A 20,624-nucleotide genomic window follows, 5' to 3' on the forward strand; every position below is an offset into this window, starting at 1 on the left:
TTAAAGAGCCAGTATCGCATTAACCATTACATTATTTTGAGTTACTATCAATACAGATCATGACCGCATCGGGGCGCCAGTATTCGAGTTCACAATCCATGATTTCGCCATCTTGCTTGTAGTTGACTCGTGAGATCTTTAGTACAGGTTGCCCTTCTGCAAGGTTTAATGCTTTTGCAACATGGTGAGGAGCAGAGGTAGGGATGACATCAAATCGAGAACGCTGTGTCTCGTAGCCGTATTTTTCACGGTAAATACTGGTCAGAGAATCGGTTAAGTTCTCATCTAGGATATTAGGAAACAGCTCAGAGATGAGGCAGTTCTCTACATAGAGAACGACACGTCCGTCAATAAATCTTAGCCTTTCAATGATCTGAATTGGCGTGATCTTATCGATGGCAAGTGCGTTTGCATAGTCGCCACTGGCCAATTCACTTCTTATACTTATCAGCCGAGTTTCAGCGACGCGGTCTTGATCGCTAATCATATGGTGGAAGTGGCAACGTGAAAGCGGGTTGTAGCGAATTCTTTTGGCTGACACAAACCATCCCCGTCGTTTTTCCCGATAAATTAGCCCTTCGGTTTCCAGCGAGGTAAGCGCATCTTTAATGGTGATCCTTGTGGTTGCAAATAAATCACTCAGCTCTCGTTCTGAAGGCAGCTTTTGCCCAGTTCGTAAAACTTTACTGCGTATTTGCTCGCGGATACTGCCCTTTATTCTCGATATCTGCGTGGGCCGATTGATCCCCTGTGGTGGTGATAGCGAGGGTGATTGAGCAGGTACTTGCACACTGAGTAAGGAATCGGAAGATGAATTTAATTGAGTTGTCATTGACCTAGTCCATTGATTTTATGGGGTCTACGTTAAGTGCAACAGGTAACACTTTCATGACAGGCGTATAGTTAACCTCTCTTCTGCTGCGCTTTCTTTCTGTGAAATCAAAACGTCATATAAATTCAATAAAAGCGTCTTTATAACCAAGCGAATTTGTAACATTCACTTAATAGTATAAAACACGAATTTACTGACCTAGTCCAGAAGGATAGCGACAATGAACACTATGTTTACCTCCGCAACGACATTAGCACTGGCAACAACGCTTGTTTCTGCCCCTGTTTTAGCAAGCGACTCTGATGTACAACAACTTATCAAAGCCGCGCAAAAAGAAGGCGCGGTGTACAGTGTCGGCATGCCAGATAGCTGGGCAAACTGGAAAGATACCTGGCAAGATATCAGTGCTAACTACGGGCTCAAACACCAAGATACCGACATGAGTTCAGCGCAGGAAATCGCAAAGTTTGATGCAGAGAAGAAAAACGCAACTGCGGATATCGGTGATGTTGGGTTTGCCTTCGCTCGCGTTGCGGTTAAGAAAGGGGTGACACAGCCTTACAAACCAACAACATGGAATGACATTCCTGATTGGGCTAAGGATAAAGAAGGGCACTGGGCTCTGGCTTATACCGGAACGATCTCTTTCATCTCAAACAACAACCTTGTGAAAAATGCACCAACATCTTGGGACGATATTCTCAAAGGGGATTACAAAGTCACTGTCGGTGATGTGGGTGTTGCAGCGCAAGCAAACAACGCAGTACTGGCGGCAGCATTTGCCAATGGCGGGGACGAGACGAACTTGGAACCCGCGTTAGAGTTTTTCTCGAAGCTGGCGAAACAAGGCCGACTGTCTTTTACCAACCCAAGCATTGCTAATCTTGAGAAAGGAGAAGTTGAAGTCGCGATTCTATGGGATTTCAATGCGCTCAATTATCGTGATCAAATCAACCGTGACCGATTCTCGGTAAACATTCCACAAGATGGCTCTGTCATTTCTGGCTATACCACCATCATCAACAAATTTGCGAAAAATCCTAATGCTGCAAAGCTGGCGCGTGAACATATCTTCAGCGATAAAGGACAAATTAACCTTGCTGAAGGCTACGCACGTCCTATTCGTTCATCGGTTGTTCTTCCTCAATCGGTACAAGACAAGCTGATACCGAATGATCAGTACAGCAATGTTCACCCAGTTAGCGACTTTACTGCGTGGGAAAAATCCGCACGTAAATTGCCACGTCAATGGCAAGAAAACGTCCTCATTCACCAGCAGTAAGAAGTCACTATGAGCAATAAGGTTATCCTTGTTGTTCTTGATGGACTGAATTATCAAGTAGCCCAAGAATGTATGGGCTACTTAAACGGTTTAATAGAACAGCAAAAATCAACATTATACAAACTGCGGTGCGAGTTACCTTCTCTTTCAAGACCTCTGTATGAGTGCATTTTAACGGGGGTTGTTCCGGTACTTAGCGGTATTGTGAATAACAACATCGCACGCCTTTCGACTCAGGAGTCTGTGTTTAGTCTGGCACATTCACAGGGAAAAGTGACGGCCGCTGCGGCTTATCATTGGGTGAGCGAGCTCTATAACCAAGCCCCTTTTGATGCAGTGCGAGACCGTCATACTAACGACGAATCACTGAATATTCAGCACGGGCATTTTTATCACTGGGATCACTATCCAGATGAAGCGTTATTTCTTGACGCTGAATCACTAAGGCAGCGTCACCAGCCCGATTTCTTATTGGTTCACCCAATGAACATTGATGATGCTGGCCACAAATTCGGATTGGATTCTCCCCAATACCGAAATGCTGCGAGAGCGGCCGATAGCTACCTCTCGAACTATATAGATTCATGGTTAAGCAGCGGCTACCAAATAATGATCACGAGTGATCATGGAATGAACAATGACCGTTCTCATGGCGGTATCTTAACTGAAGAGCGCGAAGTGCCATTGTTTGTGATTGGTGACCGATTTACCTTACCAGCATCACCACAACAGCTCGACATAAAGCAAACAGAACTGTGTGGCATGTGTTGTCAATTACTTAGTCTGGATCATGACAAACTTTACTCACCGGAAGTATTCGTATTATGAGTCACACCGTCCTACCACATCAGCCACATTCTACTGAGCTTAAAGGAACGACAAGAAAAACAACATTATGGCGAAAATTAAAACCTGCGTTGTGGTTTGTTCCGTTTGCACTGTTCTTTTACTTATTTCAATTGGCTCCCATGGTTTGGGTACTCATCAATAGCTTTATTTATGAAGAGTCGTTTGGCTTTGAAAACTATTTTGATGTGTTTGATTCAAGTTTCATGCTGCAAGCGTTCGGTAACAGTCTTTGGCTATCTATCTGGTCGAGTGCTATTGGGTTAGCCGTTTCTGCCCTTTTGGTGACCTCATTAAGAAGAGTCGATAGCAAAATTCGCGATGGTGTCATTGCCTTTACCAATATGAGCAGCAACTTTTCTGGTGTTCCCCTCGCTTTTTCGTTCATCATTGTTTTGGGCATGAATGGCGCCGTCACTTTGCTGCTCAAGCAATACGGCTTGATTGATGATTTCAATCTTTATGGCCAATGGGGGTTGCTGGTTATCTATGTCTATTTTCAAATCCCGTTGGGCGTGCTGCTGCTTTATCCTGCCTTCGATGCATTAAGTGATGATTGGCAAGCCGCATCAGCACTGCTTGGAGCGAAAACATGGCAGTACTGGGTTCAAGTTGCGTTACCTGTTCTTTCCCCAGCGCTACTGGGCACGTTGATCATTCTGATTGCTAACGCTATGGGTGCCTATGCCAGTGTGTACGCTCTGACCGGCGGTAATTACAATGTCATCACGGTACGAATAGCGAGTCTGGTGTCAGGTGATCTCTTCCTAGAGCCAAATCTAGCAGCGGCCATCTCGGCCATACTCATTGCTATTCTAGCGTTTATCACGGTGATCAATCAGTGGTTACTTTCAAGGAGTTATCATGCTGCAAAGTAATGCGAATATGCTCTACCACAAGAGCGTGGTTTACTCCATCGTTGGCATCATGCTAATCCCGATTATAGCGACACTTGTGTACTCACTGTCATCGAGTTGGGGCGCCACCATTCTACCTGACGGTTTTACTTTCGATTGGTATTTGAAGCTGATCTCCGATCCGCGTTTTTTGGCAGCATTTGGGCGATCTCTGTTTGTGTGTTTTTCTGCGTTGGCCTTGAGTGTCGTGTTAGTCTTGCCTACGATATTTGTGGTTTTTTACTATTTCCCCAAACTGGATAAGCTACTCAATATTCTGATTTTATTACCATTCGCTGTACCGCCTGTAGTCTCATCGGTTGGGCTTTTACAACTCTATGCGGACAGCAGTGTGCCTCTTGTTGGAACACCATGGATTCTGATTGGCACTTATTTCACTATTGCACTGCCTTTCATGTATCGAGCGATTGCGAATAGCTTTGAAGCGATAAATCTTAACGACCTGATGGATGCTGCCCACTTGTTAGGAGCCAGTACCCCAAAAGCTTTTTTGTTGGTGGTTGTCCCCAATCTTAAAAAGGGGTTACTTGCATCACTGTTTCTCTCGTTCTCATTCTTACTCGGTGAATTTGTCTTTGCCAATATTCTTGTAGGAACACGCTTTGAAACATTACAAATCTATCTCTATAACATGCGCCAAACCAGCGGGCATTTCACTTCAGCATTAGTGATGACTTACTTTTTATTTATTTTTTTACTGACATGGCTCGCGAGCCGATTAAACAGAAAACAGGGTGAGGAACAGCAATGAGTTATGTCGGCGTTAATCAACTTACAAAACGATTCGGAGACAACATTGTCTTTGAAGGGATTGATTTTTCGGTGGAAAAGGGTGAATTCATCACATTGCTTGGCCCTAGCGGCTGTGGCAAATCGACATTGTTACGAAGCCTAGCCGGTCTTAATTCAGTCGAAGGGGGAGAGATATGGGTTGAGGGTGAAAACATTACCGATCTTGCCCCTCAGCAACGTGGCATCGGTATGGTGTTTCAGTCTTATGCTCTGTTCCCAAACATGACCGTTGAGGGCAATATCGCTTTTGGTTTAAAGATGAAACACATGGGCAAAGCAGATATCACCAAAGAAGTCGCTCATGTCATAGAGCTTGTCGAATTAAAAGGTAAAGAAAAACAGTATCCTCATCAGCTGTCAGGGGGGCAACGTCAGCGTGTTGCCTTAGCGAGAGCCTTAGTAGTAAAACCGAGAATATTGCTATTGGATGAGCCTTTATCGGCGCTCGATGCAAAAATCCGCAAGCACTTACGACAGCAGATAAGAGACATTCAAAAAGAGTTAAACTTGACCACTATTTTTGTAACCCACGATCAAGAAGAAGCGATGATCATGTCGGACCGAATTTTCTTGATGAATCAAGGTGAGATTGTCCAGCAGGGCGCGCCAGAATCGATCTATACCCATCCAGCCAACGAATTTGTGGCCGGATTTATGGGGCATTACAACTTGGTCGATGCGACGACGGCCAAAAGTCTCTTCGATCTAGACGTAGAACAGAAAGTCGCGATTCGTCCAGAATCTATTTACGTCAAAGAATCGGGAAGAAAATATGGCTCGCATATTTCAGCGCCGCAACGAGCGACGGTCAAAAATCATCAGTTGCTTGGCAATATTATCCGTTACCAAGTTGATGTAAATCGTTGTGAGCTGACGGTCGATCTTCTTAATCGGTCATCGGAACGATTATTTGCCGATGGAAGCCAGTTAGAGCTACTGTTTAATCTTAACGAGATTCAACCTGTGAGGGCTTAAGGTGTCGAAATCTTTGTATGTGTTTGATATGGATGAAACGCTATTTTCTGCAGATTGTTCTATGTTGTGGAATGCGTTTCTTGTAGAGCAAGGAATTGTTTCTTCAGATGATTTTATTAAAGAAGACCAGCGTTTGATGGCGCTCTATTCGGCAGGGGAACTGGACATGGAAGACTACCTTGCCTTTGCTATGTCGCCACTACTCGATATGGATAAATCGGAGGTGAATGAATTGGTTGAGAAATGTGTGACCGAACAAGTTATGCCGCGCTTTTATCCCCAAGCTAAAGCACTTATAGAACAACTGAATAATAAGGGGATAAAAACCATTGTCATTTCTGCCACGGTCAACTTCATTGTGAAAGCAGTGGCGAAGCGAATTGGTGTGAATACGGCGATGGGCATTGATTTAGTGGTGAAGGGGCAGTGCTATACCAGAGAGATTGAAGGCATTCCCACCTATCGTCAAGGTAAGGTTGAACGCCTCAATCAATGGCTTCTAGAACAAGAGACATCCTATGATGATATCCATTTCTACACTGATTCAATCAATGACCTACCGTTATGTGAGCGTGCCGATAGGGTCTATCTGGTCAATCCATGCCCTCAGTTATTAGCGCACGCTGGACGTCCCAATTGGCAGACGTTGAACTGGACACTGTAAGCCGAAGGCAAAATAAGCGTCGCATACTAATCACAGGGATCGTGATAGGCGAAATCAAATCAGTTGCAAGTTATAGCAACACAACAGAGTAACCCCACTATTGGTTGAGCTTAGCAATGCGTTGTTTTCGGTACGAACGCGGCGACTCTCCAAAGTACTTTTTAAATCGATGGCTAAACGCGTAGGGATCTTTATACCCGAGTCGTTGAGCAATCATACTGATACTCCACTCTTTGTGGTGGAGTAGCTCAGCGGCTTTTTCCATACGTAAATGAATCAGGCGCTCTTGAGGTGTTTGACCAAATAATGCTTTGGTTAAGCGATTAAGCTGCTCTTCACTTAAAAAGCATTGTTTCGCTATCTGTTTCACGCTCCAAGCGAGGTGAAGTTGAGATTCGATCAGGTTAAACACACTTTGCACACGCAGTGTTGAGTTCGAAGGTGACGCTTCCATTCGGCTTAATAATCGAGCAATTTCACTGCTGAGCAACTTTCGGTAACTCGAACGACCGGATATCTCATGGTGAAGTAAGCTCATTAGCGACCACACCTGTTCGCACTGATGAAAGGGCACAACGGCCTGACCGCCAGCAATGACCGACTTCCATTTGTCATTGGGAGAGAGCAATAGCCACACCATTTTCCAATCATTACTCTTGTTACTGAGTTCAAAACGGTAGGGTAACCCTGCCGGTAAAATAACCAATGAATTCGGTGGGATGGTTTGGCGCTGGTTAGCCAAGGTCAGCAACCCTTCACCTTCAAGCGTGAACAGAAGTGTGTGCACGTCTACACGCTCTCTTTCGACAATATAACCATCCACTAACTTAGCCATCCCCGCCATGAAAAAACCGATCGGCTCAAATTCAGGAACTTCGGAAAGACCAAGAAAACGCTCTCGGCATTTATCTGAGAGATAAACCTGATCCTGCCAACTGTTTTTAGTGTGATCTTGATCAATGACGGATTCAAACAGGTTTTGGCTACTTTCTAACATGTTTTATTTTTCCTTAGAACTGTATATTCCTTACTCAGAATGAGGAATAACTATGAACCATACCACGACCACTACAAATCACTCCACTTCATTACCAAGCAACATGATGTCTACCATGGCGAAGCTTGCTTTTCCGGTGGCAATCCAAAGCGCACTCGTTGCTGTTTTGTCGTTAGCTGACGTTTTGATGGTGAGTGATCTGGGTATGGAAGCGACAGCCGCTGTGGGAATTGCCTCAAAATGGCTGTTTGTCGCGATTATGATCGCAGCGGGCGTTGGCTCGGCGAATGGAATATTAGTGGCGCAATATTGGGGAAGAAGTGACCGTTCTTCGGCTAAAACCGTGACCATGATGGCGCTCAAATATGGTGCAAAGCTGATTGTGCCTGCGACGGTGATCATTACTCTGTTTTCAAGCTCAATTATGCTGTTGCAAACGACGGATGTGAGTGTGATCGAATTGGGCTCTGAATATTTATGGTATGCATTGCCCGTGTTACTGCTCACTCACATCATTATCGTAATCGAATCAAGCTTACGTTCTAGTGGCAATGCGATGCTACCATTGATTCTGGCGGCGATCACGATTGCGATTAATATTGCATTGAATTATTTATTAATTAACGGCGGCTTTGGCATACCAGCGTTGGGAGTAGCAGGCGCTGCGTTGGCGACCAGCATATCCAGAGCATTGCAAGTGGCGATGTTTGTTTTCATCTTATATCGTCGCCGCCATTGGTTATTAACCGCAGAGACACTGGAGTGTGGCGCTCGACTGATGAACTCATTTAAGTCGTTAGCGGTTCCTACTATGTACAATGCCGTATTGTGGGCAATGGGGACGCTAAGCTACCAAATGATATTTGGGCACATGGGCACCACAGAATTAGCTGTGTTCAGCATGTTAGGGCCTTTTGAACTGCTTTGTTACTCGGCGTTTTTTGGAATTTCTACAGCCTGCTCGGTACTTTTAGGTCAGAGCCTTGGGCGTGATGATTTTCAACAAGCCGTAGCTATGACTCAGTTTTTTATCAAGTTTGTTTTGAGTGTCGGTTTGGCGGTGAGTTTGGCCATCACTTTAGGAAAAGAACAGGTCATATTGTGGTTGAACCTAGATGATCCATCGTTATACGCACTGGCTTCTCCGGCACTGGGTTTATTTGCGATGATCATCTGGCTGAGAATGCTAAACATGGTGATCATCAACGGTATATTACGTGCGGGTGGTGAAAACAAGTTTTGCTTAAGAATGGACTTTATTTCGATGTGGATGATCGGTATTCCGTTAACCACGATCGGGGCTTTTGTGTTTGACCTGCCGTTTGCCTCTGTGTTTGCATTGATGCTGGTGGAAGAAGTAGTGAAGTTTGGTCTGTGTTTCCAACGATACTTACGACGCACATGGGTAAACAACTTAACCATCAGTGCGTAATACAGTTAGCGTGCAATAAAGTTAGTACTTAATGTTCAAAAGCTTGCTGGAAAGATGAATAAAGCGGTGGTCGTCGTTATTCACGACATTAGCTTTGCCGACTGCTATTCCGACATCATCATAGCGTTGAAGAAAGGTAAAGTCGTCGCCATTGGCCTAATAGAAGAGGTGATTCAGGCGGATGTGCTCGCGGATATATACGAAACATCGTTTAACATTGTGGAAGTCAATGGCCAACGGATGTGCACGTATTATTAAAATGGACTTCATCGACTTACTAACGATTATTCTTTGTCAAAGCTGTCGACGATAATCGCTCCCATTGATGCTGGCATTGTAATCACAATGATCCGATTCATAGCAACGCCAGGATCGACGAAAAGAGGCAATTTATCAATACAATACAACACCAAGGCAACGACGAAAGCCGCCATGACATAGGCGGTCACAATACGAAAAAGAAAGACGATTTTTCTGTTCTTGATATCTCGCTGAAATACGCTTTCATAGGTATATAAGGCTAAAAATATTACCGACAATGAAAAGAGCATCAGTAAGTTTTTGAAAGGTAGGATTTCACCTAGTCGCCACGCTTCTTCGGAAAAAGAAATCGGGACAGCAAGCGCGAATGCGCCAACAAAAATCTGGCTGGCATCTTCTAGATTAAAGTTCAATTTCATATGTTTATACCTCAAATTTCCCAAGAGCCTACCTAATCAGTAAAGCCGGTAGTGCATTCTGACTATGATTTTGTTGGTATGAGATGGTTACTTAAACCTACCGTTTATCATTCTTACAAGACGAGTACTCTTAAAAGACGAGTACTCGTAAAAGACTAGCACTCACATGATTTCGCCAGTACTGCATTAATCTTCAACCCTCTTTTCACCGCATTTTTTACAAACAAGATGACGTTCAAATTCATCCATAGAAGCCACAAATGCACCGAGAGCACTGCCTTTAATAAAACCGGCGAAAAATTCTTTAATTTTGCTGTTTTTTTGGCCTTTAAATGCACTCTGCTTTCTGACCAGAACAACGACATGATCGGTATCCGCACTGCACTTGGTGCAGTGATGCTTTTCTACTTTATGGGACATATTTTCTCCATCCAAGAGGTCAATGCTTTAGCGCCTGAACATTACTATAGTAAATCATTTCCATATAAAAATCAGCGCATTGTCAGCCTGATAACCTAACGTTCATCACGAAGTGTAGGACCGACTAAGCTCACTTTTCTCATGAAGTTTTATTGGTGTATTTCAAAATTCGTCGTTCTCTCAACACAAGAAAAAACCGGAACAGCTATACGGGGGATTGAATAGCGGGAAACATCTAAACAGGATGAGCGAGAATGTTAAAAAGGGTAGTGATTGAACACATCTTCAATCATCTCATTGAGTGGTGCCTGGCCGTTATGGGTTTTCGCGTAGGTCCTTAGCCCAGTTATTTGAATTTGCACATGACGTGCTAGTTGAGCTGTACTTTTTTGTGCGTCAACTTCACCGATTTCTTGAGCTTCAATAATGAGCTTTTCTATCGCTTTTTCCATTTCAATGACCGATTTTCTCGCTTCATCTAACAGCTCTTTGTTTTCATCTGTCAGTTCAGCCACTGTTTTGGCGAGCATGCAAAGGCTACTTGGTGAGCCGCTCAGCGTATCAAGAATGAGTTGACGCATGAATAATTTAAGCGCTGCGATAGGGGTTTCACTCTCTTCTCGGCAGTGTGCTAATCGCGCTAAACCATTCTGTTTATAATGACGTAACGCTTCTTTAAACAGTTCGTCTTTACTGCCGAAAGCCGCGTAAATGCTACCAGGGCGCATATCAATCACATCTTGCAAATTACGCATAGAAGTCGCGTGAAAACCTTTTTCCCAATAGAGAGCCATCGCTTTGTTTACGACGTCTTGGCGATCAAATTTTGCGGTCTTGGCCATAGGAGAGAACGAAAAGTAATAATTGAACGATGGTTCAAATTATAGGTTTGATCTCAATTGAGGTAAAGAAGAATGTCTACTTCGTTAAACTAAAAGTCAGAATTTCATTAATAATCAATGAGTAAAACCAATGCTGTAAATAATTGAGCGATCGTTCAATTATTTAGTTGAACGATCGTTCTAATTGGTTTAGAGTTTCGTCATACCGCATAAAAACTGAGCGGACAACGAGCATACTTATTTTTATAACGTTGTTTTATAAATGGCGAAAGCATATAAACGAAAGGGACACAACAATGACAGATTTTACAAAACATACACTCGAGACCGCGCCACAAGGTTCAAAGCCAGTATTGGAAGGGGCGATCAAAAATATGGGTAGAATTCCTGGATTATGGTCTGTCATGGCAGAGTCACCAGAAACATTACAAGCCTATAGTCAACTGCATCAGCATTTCATGAATACGTCGTTTGATGCTGAGGAGCTAACCGTTGTATGGCAAACGATCAATGTGGAGCATGAATGCCACTACTGTGTTCCAGCACATACAGGGATCGCACACTCTATGAATGTTAATCCAGAGCTTATTGAAGCGTTAAGAAATGAAGAACCTTTGCCTACGGCCAAACTTCAGGCGCTTAGAGACTTCACACTGAGCATGGTTAGAAGGCGAGGAAATGTAACTGAGAACGATCTAGACGCATTTTTTAGCGCAGGATACGAACAGAAACAAGTACTTGAAATCATTCTTGGTCTATCTCAAAAAGTGATCAGCAATTATGTTAATCATATTGCTGGTACACCAGTTGATGAAGTCTTTGAGAAGTTTGCTTGGACCAAAAAGGTGTAATTCAAATTACGCAGTAAGCCGACTATATCGTCGACATTGAAGAGCCTGTTATTGACTATGATGGCTATAACAGGCGAGTCATATTTTTGTATCGAACAGAGAATTCAGAGAACCCAGAGAATCATTGATTGGAATTCAATGGCAAACGTGAGTACCACATGAATGAGCGTTTAATCTCCAATCCAACTTAATCGTAAAAAGGCGCGGTATCAACATCGAGAGAAGACGGGGATATCGCTTTTTCAATCACCAATTTACTGCTTTTTAGGTCGATAAAGCCCACATCGCAAAAGCGGTTGTATTTATTGGAATAAAAGCATTTTACTTCTGGCTTGAGCGGTTGAGTTGGGTTTGATGTCCACACAATACCGACTCGGCCATCAGAAAGCTCCACCAAAGAACCGACAGGGTAGACGCCGATGCAGTTGATGAATTTATACACTAAATCAGGATCGAGGTGGAATGGCGTCAATTTCAGTATGATCTTAAATGCTTCAGACGAACTCATGCCTTTTTTGTAACAACGATCGGCGGTTAAGGCGTCATAAATATCAATAATGCAAACCATTCGAGCATGTAAAGGTATCTCATCACCTTTTAAGCCGTGAGGATAGCCGTTTCCATCCAGCTTTTCATGGTGCATTAAACAAACGTCTCGGCTGATATCACTCAGACCTTCAATGTGTACAATCATTTTATCTGCAAACACCTGATGAAGTTTCATATGTTCAAACTCTTCAGGGGTTAATTTAGCGGGTTTGTGCAACACTTCATCTTTCACTTTGGTTTTGCCAATGTCATGAATGATGCCACCGACGGCCATTTGTTTGAGCGTGTTTTTGTCTAAACCCAAGTGTTTACCAAACGTCACCAATAAGCAGGCAACATTGACCGAGTGTTCTAATAGGTAGGCGTCTTTTTTCCTCAATGCCGATACGCACCGCAACGCATCGGAATCAATTAGTACCGATTCGATCATGTTATCAGCCCAGTCATCAATTTCGTCAAGCTCGATGATTTTGCCTTCAAAGGTGTGGGACATGAGCCGATTGGCTAACCCTTTTGCTTCCGCGATGAGCTTTTTGGCTTTTTGTTGGTTTGCATGTCGACTGGTTGGCTTTTTAGCCGTTTTATGTGCATTGGAAGAGATCGCTGCTGGTTTAGGCGTGGGCGCTGCTTCTTCGGTTGATTCAGCTTCTGGTTTTACTGGTTTAAAAATGCAGTTTTTTTCTGACAGTTTAGAGTCCACCCAAACGAACTTTACTTCGCTTTTTTTAAGCTGATCGATGGCGGATTGTGAGGAAACTCGCCCCGCGTGCGCTAAATTGACGCATTCGGTATGTTCTATCGCCGTTACAAACATGCCAACGGTCAATGTGTCGATAGAAATTTTAATGGAATCTTGAATCTTATACTGCATTCTGGCGTTATCTGTATGTTTATGTGCTCCTCTTACAGTGTAACAGCAATATGGATAACCGATAAAAATTCTGGTTACATTTGTTACAACTATCAATAGTTAAATTCGAACAATCACACGTTCACGATAGGCGTATATCTATTAGCGCTGTTGATGGAAGAGTATTGAGCTTTTTCCTTGGTACGAGATGCTAGGTTTATAGCTATTAGGAAGTACTGAGCGGCTTCGATGATGCTCTCCAATCGTTGGGACTAAAAAGGCCGTTTGAGAAGATAGCAGCTCAAACGTCCTTTCGATTTATTTTCGTTGAAGCTTTACTTGAAGCCGTACTTTAAGCGACAAGCTTATCACTCAAAGATAGGTGTTTACTTGTTTAGCTGCTCTTTAGCGGCTTCTACTTTTGAAAAGTCTAACCCTAGTTCAGTAACGGCTTCTTTAATCAGCGCTGGATTCTGCATGACCTGGCCCATTAATGCCTGAAGTTTTTCTTGAGGTAAACCCAGTTGGCTAATGGTTGTCATCGCTGCCAAAGGGTTTTGAGTCAGCACTTCAAACAGCGCACTGATCTGTGCATCGTCAATATTATTTTCTCGTAACATCGCAAGAATCGGGTTCATTACATTACCTTTGAATACTCAATCAATTAGGTGGACAGTCTATCATTTGCCTTAAACTGAGTGAATGGGTTTACCTGAATGAAACTTAAAATCCTCATCTTCACTTGAGATCAGTTCCGCTTCGGCTTGAGCAAAAACGGCGATTCTATCGGTAATGTCCGTGCTAGAAATACTTTGAGCCAGCTTTAGGTAGTCTTGGTAGTGTCTTGCTTCTGATCGCAACAAAGAAATATAGAACTTGCCCAATTCATCGTCTAAGTAAGGCGCTAGCATCGCAAACCGTTCGCAAGAACGCGCCTCGATAAAGGCACCTATAATGAGCTTGTCAACGAGTGCTTCGGGCTCGTAGGTTCTTACCTGCTTCATCATCCCTTTGGCATATCGAGACGCTGATATAGGTTCGTAAGGGATGTTCTCTTTTTCCATAATTTCGAGCACTTGGTAGAAATGGTGTAGCTCTTCTCGAATCAACATGATGAGCTTATCGATCATGTCTAACCCATAGTTACAATTAGGCTTAGGCTGAATCATCTTCGAGACATTGCTCTTTCCTTTTAACGTGCTGAGATTACCGATTCGCTTGTACGCAAACTCTTCATAGGGTTTGAGTAGCTCAGTCAGTTGTTGTTTGCCTTCTTCGTCAACTGCGTATCGTTTCAGTAAGAACATGGCACTTTGAGCGGCTTTGAGCTCACACAACAAATGATCCCGGAGTATGACCGGTAAATTGGTGCTTTTCTTGGCTTGCTCAACCCACTCTATAGGGGTTGGGCATTTTAGAAAGGATTGAATCGGGGCTAAGAGTTCTTCGTACATGGTGTTGTTCTTTTCGATGATATTGCTGCGATTTTATCATGAAGTGACAAACGCTATTTAGTTAAATCTTCAATGATGGGGCATTGGCTATTATTATCCCCTGGGCATGCAGAAACCCAGCTTTCTAATTGATTCTTAATTTCGGTTAATTCGCTGATTTTTAGTTCTATTTCGTCAAGTTTCTCTTTGGTTTTTTCCTTGACTTCACTGCTTTTTCTATTTGGGTTTTGAGCTAACTGGACCAGCTCTTTACACTCGATAAGTGAAAATCCAGCGTTTTTGGCTCTGGCAATTAGGCTGAGCTCTTGAACGTTCTTTGCTGAATACTCTCTGTAGCCAGCTAGGCTTCGAATCGGTGGGGTAATGATGCCTTTGTCTTCATATAAGCGGATAGACTTGCTCGATAGCCCCGTGAGTTTGGAAACTGTGCCTATGTTCATGCTGAACCTCTATTCGTATCTATGTGATTCTTGAGCATTAAAATTAATTGCTCTCATTTTTATTGTAACTCACACTTTTCTTCCAGTAATAAAAATTTGAACGAACAATACCGATTGGTTCACTGCGTTTATTAGCCTAATACTGTGCTCTATATTTCCGATGTTGAATATGTTTTAACGATATCGATAGTGCAACTAGGCCAAGCTCGATGCGAGTTACTCATGTTCTTGGGTTGAATGTACGATTTGTACATTACGTGACCATATAATTCGATATGAAAATAAATAATAACATTGACCTAGATCAAGCAAATAGATTTGTATGACAATAATTGTTTAAAACAAAGTTGAAAGATTAAAAAATTATTGAATAATAGGCCTATACAAAATTGAAGTATTTGCTTCATCTCTTAGGTTTAAACAGGATGCATATTAAATGTCGAATTCGTTTGTTTTAGTCATCAATTCTGGAAGTTCATCTTTAAAGTTTGCTGTTATTGATGCAAATAGCGGCGATAACATCGTCACTGGACTTGGTGAGTGTTTTGGAATGCCAGAAGCTGTGATCAGCTGGAAACACAACGGTGAAAAAACAGAAGAAGCGATTACAGCACCTGACAATCACCATCAGCACGCTATTGACCGTATTGTAACACTGATTGAGACGCTAGGTTTTAATCAAGATTTAGTGGCTGTTGGGCACCGCATCGTCCACGGCGGAGAAAAGTTCACTTCTACTGTCCGTATTGATGAAGAAGTCCTCGCTGAAATTGAGAGCTTGTCTGATCTTGCTCCGCTCCACAACCCTGCAGGTGCTATTGGTATTGAAGCCGCTATGAAAGCGTTCCCTGAGCTTCCTCAGTTTGCTGTGTTTGATACTGCTTTCCACCAAACCATGCCTCAAAAAGCGTTTACTGGTGCCATTGCCAAAGAACTTTACACTGACTTCGGCGTACGTCGCTACGGTTTCCACGGAACCAGTCATTACTTCGTCAGCCGTGAAGCGGCGAAAATGCTCAACAAGCCAGTGGAAGAGTCTAATTTCATCTCTGTTCACTTGGGTAATGGCGCATCGGTATGTGCGATTAAAGACGGTAACAGTGTTGATACGTCAATGGGCTTCACGCCACTTTCTGGCCTAATGATGGGCACTCGTTGTGGCGATTTAGACCCAGGTATTATCGAGTACCTACTGAAGAAAGGTTGGTCACAAGAACAAGTCTTCAATTCCCTTAATAAGGAATCTGGCTTCCTCGGAGTGTCTGGCCTTACGAGCGATGCTCGTGGCATTTTAGAAGCGATGGAAGAAGGCCATGAAGGCGCGAAACTGGCGTTTGAGGTATTTACTTACCGCGTAGCAAAGTACGTTGCTTCTTACCTAGCCACACTTGATTCTTTAGATGGCATTATCTTCACTGGTGGTATCGGCGAGAACTCTCTACCAATCCGTCGTGAAATACTCAACAACCTTAAAATTCTTGGCTTTGTTGAAGATGTCGCGGGCAACGAAGCCGCTCGTTTCGGCGCTGAAGGTGTGATTGCCAAATCAGAGATGCTGGGTGCGGTAGCGATGGTTATCCCAACTAATGAAGAGTTCGTTATCGCTCAACAGTCGGTAGAACTTCTGTAATAGATTCTAAGAAAATCAGATAACGAAAAGCGAGCCAAGTGGCTCGCTTGTTTGTTTTATATGTTTGGTTCAACCATCACGAACGATGTTTTTTTCATCTAGCAGATCTTCGAGTCGACGAGGCTCGAGCTGACTCATTTCTGCCCCGAAATGAGTTTAGAGGATTGCACTTCGAAGTATAACCCCCTTAGTTTGACCAAAATTCCTAATCTAAATATGTGAGCAAATTCGTCAGTCTTCTACAGGTTTGTTAGTGATAAATTTGGTATTTACACTCTATAGTACTCTTAACCCTGTATGAAATGGTATCTTTGCTAAAGTTGGATAGCGATAAAAACATCCAATGTGGCTAATACATAACGGCCTACCGATTTGCTAGACCGTTTTATGTGTTAGTCATGGACCTTTCTAGTTACCGAATGGTTCTCTCTAACTCTTCGATATGAGCTACAATCTGTTTTGATAGTGGCTCGATGTTTTGGTATAGCTGATGTGCTTTATCACTGTCACCAGACTCGTCGGCATCCATTATTTTGACGATAGTTTCATGCAGCTCTGCATGAGGTTGCTCCATCGCCTTAAAGGCATGGTTGCTGCCATATTGTTTAATACCATCCTTGTAGTACCAACGTCCTAATGCACACTCTCTGTGTGAACAGGCTTGCTCACGAGTTAAAACGTTTGTATCACCATCGAGAAAAGAGCGTACCCGAGTCTTCCATGCTAAGTGACCTTGTTTAACCGTGACAAAATCAAGGGTGGCTGCCTCTGATAGATCTAGTTCATTGAGCTGAGCCTGAAGATCCATTGCACGAGAGTTCACCAACATAGCATGCTGCTGCAGGTTCTCACCCTGGCTTTCCGTTAGGCTAGCCTGCGAGCTAATACTTTCAATGTTATCAGCCATCTCTGCGACCACAGTACTTTGCTGACCAGCTGCTGTTGCAATCTCTGCGCTCATGGCATTGATTTTCTCCATACCTGACGTAATATCGGCAAACTTTTCTCGGGTTAAAGTCACTTTATCTAGCGTGATTACTGCTGATAGGCTATTTTTTTCTATGGTATTGGCCGAGTTATGAATTCCACTTGATACCAGCTCTAACATAGAACGGATCTCTGCAGTCGCATCCTGAGTTCGGCTTGCCAAGCTTCGCACCTCATCAGCAACTACAGCAAACCCACGCCCTTGCTCACCGGCTCGAGCTGCCTCAATTGCGGCGTTTAGTGCTAGCAAATTGGTCTGTTCGGCAATATCACTGATGGTATTTGTGATACTAGTAATTTTTTCACTTTCTTTAGATAGTTCATTGATCGCTTGGGATGTTTGTGACATTTCATCGGCAAATACTTGCATTTGTAGCAATGTATCTGAAATAAGAGCGTCACCACCTTCAACCACTTGAGTCAGTTGCGTGGTTGTATCTGCCGTGCTCTGCACATTGCTCGAGACACCGTCAACCGTTACCGTCATCTCACTCATACCAGTGGCGACTTGGGTCGTATGACTGCTCTGCTCACGCATCGCATATAAAACATCATGACTGGTTGCAGAGAGCTTATCTGCTGTAGATAGCAACTTGCTGACAGATTCCGAGGTCTGCATAAAAATGCCTTTATAGCGTCCTTGAACCATTTTCATTGAGGTTAGCACCATAGACAGTTCGTCCTTTCCCTCAACCTCTATATTTTTCGTAAAGTCACCAGCGGCAAGGTAATGATTATGCTCTATGATGTAAGTAAACTTTGAAAACACCCTTTTTTGGTTGGTAAAAAGCATCACAAGCACAACCACCACAGAGACCAAGGCAATGAGTTGTAGCATTGGCTGATCTGAAAGTAGACCAATCAAGCTTGCGCACAAAACTAGAACGGTGCTTAGTATATGGTTGATGGCCCGAGTCGTCAGCCGTCTAAACCAACGAGGTTGAGGCAAAGTCTTCGACGAGTCTTGCTTCATCGATTTATACAGTAATTCAGCCTCATTAATCTGGCTTTCGCTTGGTTTACTCCTAACCGACTGATAACCGACGGTAGCACCATTTTTGACGATCGGAATGACAAAGGCATCCACCCAATAGTGGTCACCATTTTTGCAGCGGTTCTTTACCATCCCCCGCCACGCCTGACCTGACTTTACCGTTTTCCATAGATCAGTGAATGCAGCTGGCGGCATATCTGGATGACGAACGATGTTGTGATCTTGGCCAATCAACTCCTCATAAGTAAACCCGCTGATCGCGACAAACGCATCGTTGACATATTTAATCTTGCCCTGTAGATCGGTGATCGATACAAGGTCTTCATTACTAGTAAACTTTTGTTCCCGTTGTGTTACGGGCTGATTGTTTCTCATAAAGCTCCCTTTCTATTCCTTGAAATGTAACTTTGTTTTTTATAACTGTAGCAAAAAATACAGTGGAAGTTTCCTTGCGTGGTAGTTATCTTGATACAGATTAATCATTTACTGCTAAATCGAATATCCAGAATAACAAAACCAACATCACCATTACTACCCGACCCAGTAGTCGGTTGAGCTACTGTAATTTACTTTAAAAACAGATGGTTAAAAGCGAGCTTAGTGCTCGCTTTTTTTGTGCTCATATTGTTGGATAGACCATCGCAAAGCACGCGAATGGCGAGCACTCATCGCTCACTACATTGACTTCTGCTATTCATTTTTTTGCTATAAGTTAGCGAGGTTAGTGTTGGATTGTTTCTGTCCCGTTACTGGTTAGGGTAAATACTCATTCGCACTTTGTTAATACGATTTTGCCTTACTAAAGGTAATATTTTTCTGTATAGAGAAGTATTTTGATTAGATGATCAACAGAACCAATGGTTTGTGATTAATGATGATTCTGTAAATGGTTATCGAAACTTTTTAGCCGAACGTGCTTTCTCCTGAACGGAGTTCACCATCTTCGTAAACGTACGATCTTTCGCTCTTCTCTCCGCCAATGTCGCACTGTTGTAGGCTTCTTCGCGCAGCAGTTTTTTGTAGTTATCTAACCGCCTAGAGGATAGCTCTCCGCTTTCTACTGCCTCTCTAACCGCACAACTTGGTTCATTCTCATGCAGGCAGTCACTAAAACGACATTGAGATGCGAGGGATTCAATATCGGCAAAGGTAAGTTGAATCCCTTCTTTGACATTGCTCAGTTGTAACTCTCGCATTCCTGGCGTGTCCATCAACAGACCACCTCTGGGTAACCATTTAATCGCACGATGGGTAGTGGTATGGCGACCTTTGCTGTCTTGTTCGCGAATATGCCTAGTTTCCATTTCATGGCGGCCAAGTAAGCTATTGACCAGTGTTGATTTCCCTACACCCGAGGAGCCGAGAAACGCAATTGTCTTGCCTTTCTGGCAGTAACTTTCCAATACAGAAACATCTTGGCTATCCAATGCGTTAACACAATGAATACTTAACAGCGGATCAAGCTTTTGAACTTGCTGGCGAATATCATCAGGATCAGGGTGTAAATCGGCTTTTGTTAGCACAATCACAGGTTGAGCGCCCGCTTCATTAGCCAAAGCCAAATAGCGCTCAATCCGATTTAAACTGAAATCCTCATTTAATGAACTCACTATAAAAACACGATCAATGTTGGCCGCGATCAACTGACGTTTAAGAGCGCTCCCAGCCGCCTTACGTTGAAACAAGGATTGTCTTTCGAGTACACGTATTATTCGCTCGTGATCGAACACGACCCAATCGCCCACGCATACTGCGTCGAGCTTAGGCGGGAGATTTAATCGTAAAGTCCCATTGTCCCCCATCAGAACAACGTCAGATTTATGATGTTCGACAATTCGACCTAGCGAGCCGTTCTCTAACTCTTTTAAAGAAAGTTGCTGCTGGAAAAAAGGCCGCATACCTAACTCAAGTAATGAAGGAATTCTCATGTGTAACCACCTACCTATAACATGGATTGTCGATTGCGGGTAAGCATATTGGTTTGCCCACAATGTGAGGGATCACTTCACCGAGCCAAGATTGTGCAATAACCATATAAAAGTCCTCATCTTTGGTTGGTAAAGTAAGAGCGCTTTCTACCAGTTTCGCCATTAATGCGCCTTCTTTTTTACCTTCTGAATCTGAAAATGTGTCATTGAACAGTGTAATGATTTCTTGAGTTTGTTCTTGTTTGTACAATCGGTATTTCAT

Annotated in this window: 21 protein-coding genes and 1 pseudogene; 10 read left to right on the top strand and 12 right to left on the bottom strand. The window is 43.2% G+C overall.

The window, feature by feature from the left end; genetic code table 11:
- Window positions 1-31: 31 nt before the first annotated feature.
- Entirely contained in the window at window positions 32-832 is an 801-nt protein-coding gene (locus A1QO_RS06785; protein WP_017040073.1) for a UTRA domain-containing protein, read from the bottom strand.
- 220 nt (window positions 833-1,052) lie between these two features.
- Here A1QO_RS06785 and A1QO_RS06790 point away from each other — a divergent pair, with 220 nt between their 5' ends.
- Genes A1QO_RS06790 through A1QO_RS06815 form a run of 6 tightly spaced genes read left to right on the top strand, consistent with a single transcriptional unit; the run spans window position 1,053 to window position 6,308 of the window.
- Window positions 1,053-2,114 carry an ABC transporter substrate-binding protein gene (locus tag A1QO_RS06790; protein ID WP_017035639.1) on the top strand — a complete coding sequence of 354 codons (1,062 nt, stop codon included), beginning with the start codon at window positions 1,053-1,055 and terminating at the stop codon, window positions 2,112-2,114.
- A 9-nt stretch (window positions 2,115-2,123) separates the two neighbouring features.
- The gene (locus A1QO_RS06795; RefSeq protein ID WP_017035638.1) at window positions 2,124-2,942 is read left to right on the top strand and encodes an alkaline phosphatase family protein; all 819 of its coding nucleotides are present in this window, start codon (window positions 2,124-2,126) and stop codon (window positions 2,940-2,942) included.
- Entirely contained in the window at window positions 2,939-3,838 is a 900-nt protein-coding gene (locus A1QO_RS06800; RefSeq protein ID WP_017041841.1) for an ABC transporter permease, read from the top strand. Before A1QO_RS06795 ends, A1QO_RS06800 begins: the two co-directional genes overlap by 4 nt.
- The gene (locus A1QO_RS06805) at window positions 3,825-4,628 is read left to right on the top strand and encodes an ABC transporter permease (protein ID WP_017039037.1); all 804 of its coding nucleotides are present in this window, start codon (window positions 3,825-3,827) and stop codon (window positions 4,626-4,628) included. Before A1QO_RS06800 ends, A1QO_RS06805 begins: the two co-directional genes overlap by 14 nt.
- Window positions 4,625-5,644, top strand: coding sequence for an ABC transporter ATP-binding protein (locus A1QO_RS06810; RefSeq protein ID WP_017035635.1), 1,020 nt, complete (start codon window positions 4,625-4,627; stop codon window positions 5,642-5,644). The genes A1QO_RS06805 and A1QO_RS06810 overlap by 4 nt, the downstream gene beginning before the upstream one ends.
- Window position 5,645: 1 nt before the next feature.
- Window positions 5,646-6,308 carry an HAD family hydrolase gene (locus A1QO_RS06815; RefSeq protein WP_026027099.1) on the top strand — a complete coding sequence of 221 codons (663 nt, stop codon included), beginning with the start codon at window positions 5,646-5,648 and terminating at the stop codon, window positions 6,306-6,308.
- A 97-nt stretch (window positions 6,309-6,405) separates the two neighbouring features.
- On the opposite strand, the gene A1QO_RS06820 is transcribed toward A1QO_RS06815, so the two are convergent.
- Window positions 6,406-7,305: an AraC family transcriptional regulator gene (locus A1QO_RS06820; RefSeq protein WP_017035633.1), complete on the bottom strand. Its 900-nt coding sequence runs from the start codon at window positions 7,303-7,305 to the stop codon at window positions 6,406-6,408.
- Window positions 7,306-7,357: 52 nt separating this feature from the next.
- On the opposite strand from A1QO_RS06820, the gene A1QO_RS06825 reads away from it, so the two are divergent.
- Complete coding sequence (locus A1QO_RS06825; protein ID WP_017041843.1) at window positions 7,358-8,737, top strand: MATE family efflux transporter; 1,380 nt, start codon at window positions 7,358-7,360, stop codon at window positions 8,735-8,737.
- A 36-nt stretch (window positions 8,738-8,773) separates the two neighbouring features.
- Window positions 8,774-8,995, top strand: a pseudogene (locus tag A1QO_RS06830) (siderophore ABC transporter ATP-binding protein); the annotation flags it as partial.
- A 26-nt stretch (window positions 8,996-9,021) separates the two neighbouring features.
- Here the strand turns inward: A1QO_RS06830 and A1QO_RS06835 are convergent.
- From A1QO_RS06835 to A1QO_RS06845, 3 genes are all read right to left on the bottom strand, one after another.
- The gene (locus A1QO_RS06835) at window positions 9,022-9,417 is read right to left on the bottom strand and encodes a DUF2391 family protein (RefSeq protein ID WP_017035630.1); all 396 of its coding nucleotides are present in this window, start codon (window positions 9,415-9,417) and stop codon (window positions 9,022-9,024) included.
- A gap of 186 nt (window positions 9,418-9,603) precedes the next feature.
- A complete protein-coding gene (locus A1QO_RS06840; RefSeq protein ID WP_017041844.1) occupies window positions 9,604-9,837 on the bottom strand; it encodes a hypothetical protein in 234 nt (77 codons plus the stop codon).
- Window positions 9,838-10,094: 257 nt separating this feature from the next.
- Window positions 10,095-10,679 (bottom strand): TetR/AcrR family transcriptional regulator, encoded by a 585-nt coding sequence (locus A1QO_RS06845; RefSeq protein WP_017041845.1) that lies wholly within the window; start codon window positions 10,677-10,679, stop codon window positions 10,095-10,097.
- Window positions 10,680-10,975: 296 nt separating this feature from the next.
- Here A1QO_RS06845 and A1QO_RS06850 point away from each other — a divergent pair, with 296 nt between their 5' ends.
- The gene (locus A1QO_RS06850) at window positions 10,976-11,530 is read left to right on the top strand and encodes a carboxymuconolactone decarboxylase family protein (RefSeq protein ID WP_017036910.1); all 555 of its coding nucleotides are present in this window, start codon (window positions 10,976-10,978) and stop codon (window positions 11,528-11,530) included.
- Between the two features lie 187 nt (window positions 11,531-11,717).
- Here the strand turns inward: A1QO_RS06850 and A1QO_RS06855 are convergent, their stop codons facing one another.
- The 4 genes from A1QO_RS06855 to cueR form a co-directional block, all read right to left on the bottom strand.
- On the bottom strand, window positions 11,718-12,950 hold the full coding sequence (locus tag A1QO_RS06855; protein ID WP_017041846.1) for an HD-GYP domain-containing protein: 1,233 nt from the start codon (window positions 12,948-12,950) through the stop codon (window positions 11,718-11,720).
- A 365-nt stretch (window positions 12,951-13,315) separates the two neighbouring features.
- Window positions 13,316-13,567, bottom strand: coding sequence for a DUF2999 family protein (locus tag A1QO_RS06860; protein ID WP_017035625.1), 252 nt, complete (start codon window positions 13,565-13,567; stop codon window positions 13,316-13,318).
- A gap of 51 nt (window positions 13,568-13,618) precedes the next feature.
- Window positions 13,619-14,383 (bottom strand): tRNA isopentenyl-2-thiomethyl-A-37 hydroxylase MiaE, encoded by a 765-nt coding sequence (miaE, locus tag A1QO_RS06865; protein WP_017036912.1) that lies wholly within the window; start codon window positions 14,381-14,383, stop codon window positions 13,619-13,621.
- Between the two features lie 53 nt (window positions 14,384-14,436).
- Window positions 14,437-14,823 (bottom strand): Cu(I)-responsive transcriptional regulator, encoded by a 387-nt coding sequence (gene cueR, locus A1QO_RS06870; protein WP_017036913.1) that lies wholly within the window; start codon window positions 14,821-14,823, stop codon window positions 14,437-14,439.
- A 436-nt stretch (window positions 14,824-15,259) separates the two neighbouring features.
- Here cueR and A1QO_RS06875 point away from each other — a divergent pair, with 436 nt between their 5' ends.
- Window positions 15,260-16,453 carry an acetate/propionate family kinase gene (locus tag A1QO_RS06875; protein WP_017036915.1) on the top strand — a complete coding sequence of 398 codons (1,194 nt, stop codon included), beginning with the start codon at window positions 15,260-15,262 and terminating at the stop codon, window positions 16,451-16,453.
- 412 nt (window positions 16,454-16,865) lie between these two features.
- On the opposite strand, the gene A1QO_RS06880 is transcribed toward A1QO_RS06875, so the two are convergent.
- The 3 genes from A1QO_RS06880 to A1QO_RS06890 all read right to left on the bottom strand — a co-directional run bounded on the left by A1QO_RS06880 (window position 16,866) and on the right by A1QO_RS06890 (window position 20,624).
- Window positions 16,866-18,809, bottom strand: coding sequence for a methyl-accepting chemotaxis protein (locus tag A1QO_RS06880; RefSeq protein ID WP_017039752.1), 1,944 nt, complete (start codon window positions 18,807-18,809; stop codon window positions 16,866-16,868).
- A gap of 515 nt (window positions 18,810-19,324) precedes the next feature.
- Window positions 19,325-20,362, bottom strand: coding sequence for a ribosome small subunit-dependent GTPase A (gene rsgA / locus A1QO_RS06885; RefSeq protein WP_017041847.1), 1,038 nt, complete (start codon window positions 20,360-20,362; stop codon window positions 19,325-19,327).
- 10 nt (window positions 20,363-20,372) lie between these two features.
- Window positions 20,373-20,624 (bottom strand): hypothetical protein, encoded by a 252-nt coding sequence (locus A1QO_RS06890; RefSeq protein ID WP_017041848.1) that lies wholly within the window; start codon window positions 20,622-20,624, stop codon window positions 20,373-20,375.

Origin of the sequence: Vibrio genomosp. F10 str. ZF-129 (genome assembly GCF_000287055.2) — a bacterium.
Taxonomy (GTDB): Bacteria; Pseudomonadota; Gammaproteobacteria; order Enterobacterales; family Vibrionaceae; genus Vibrio.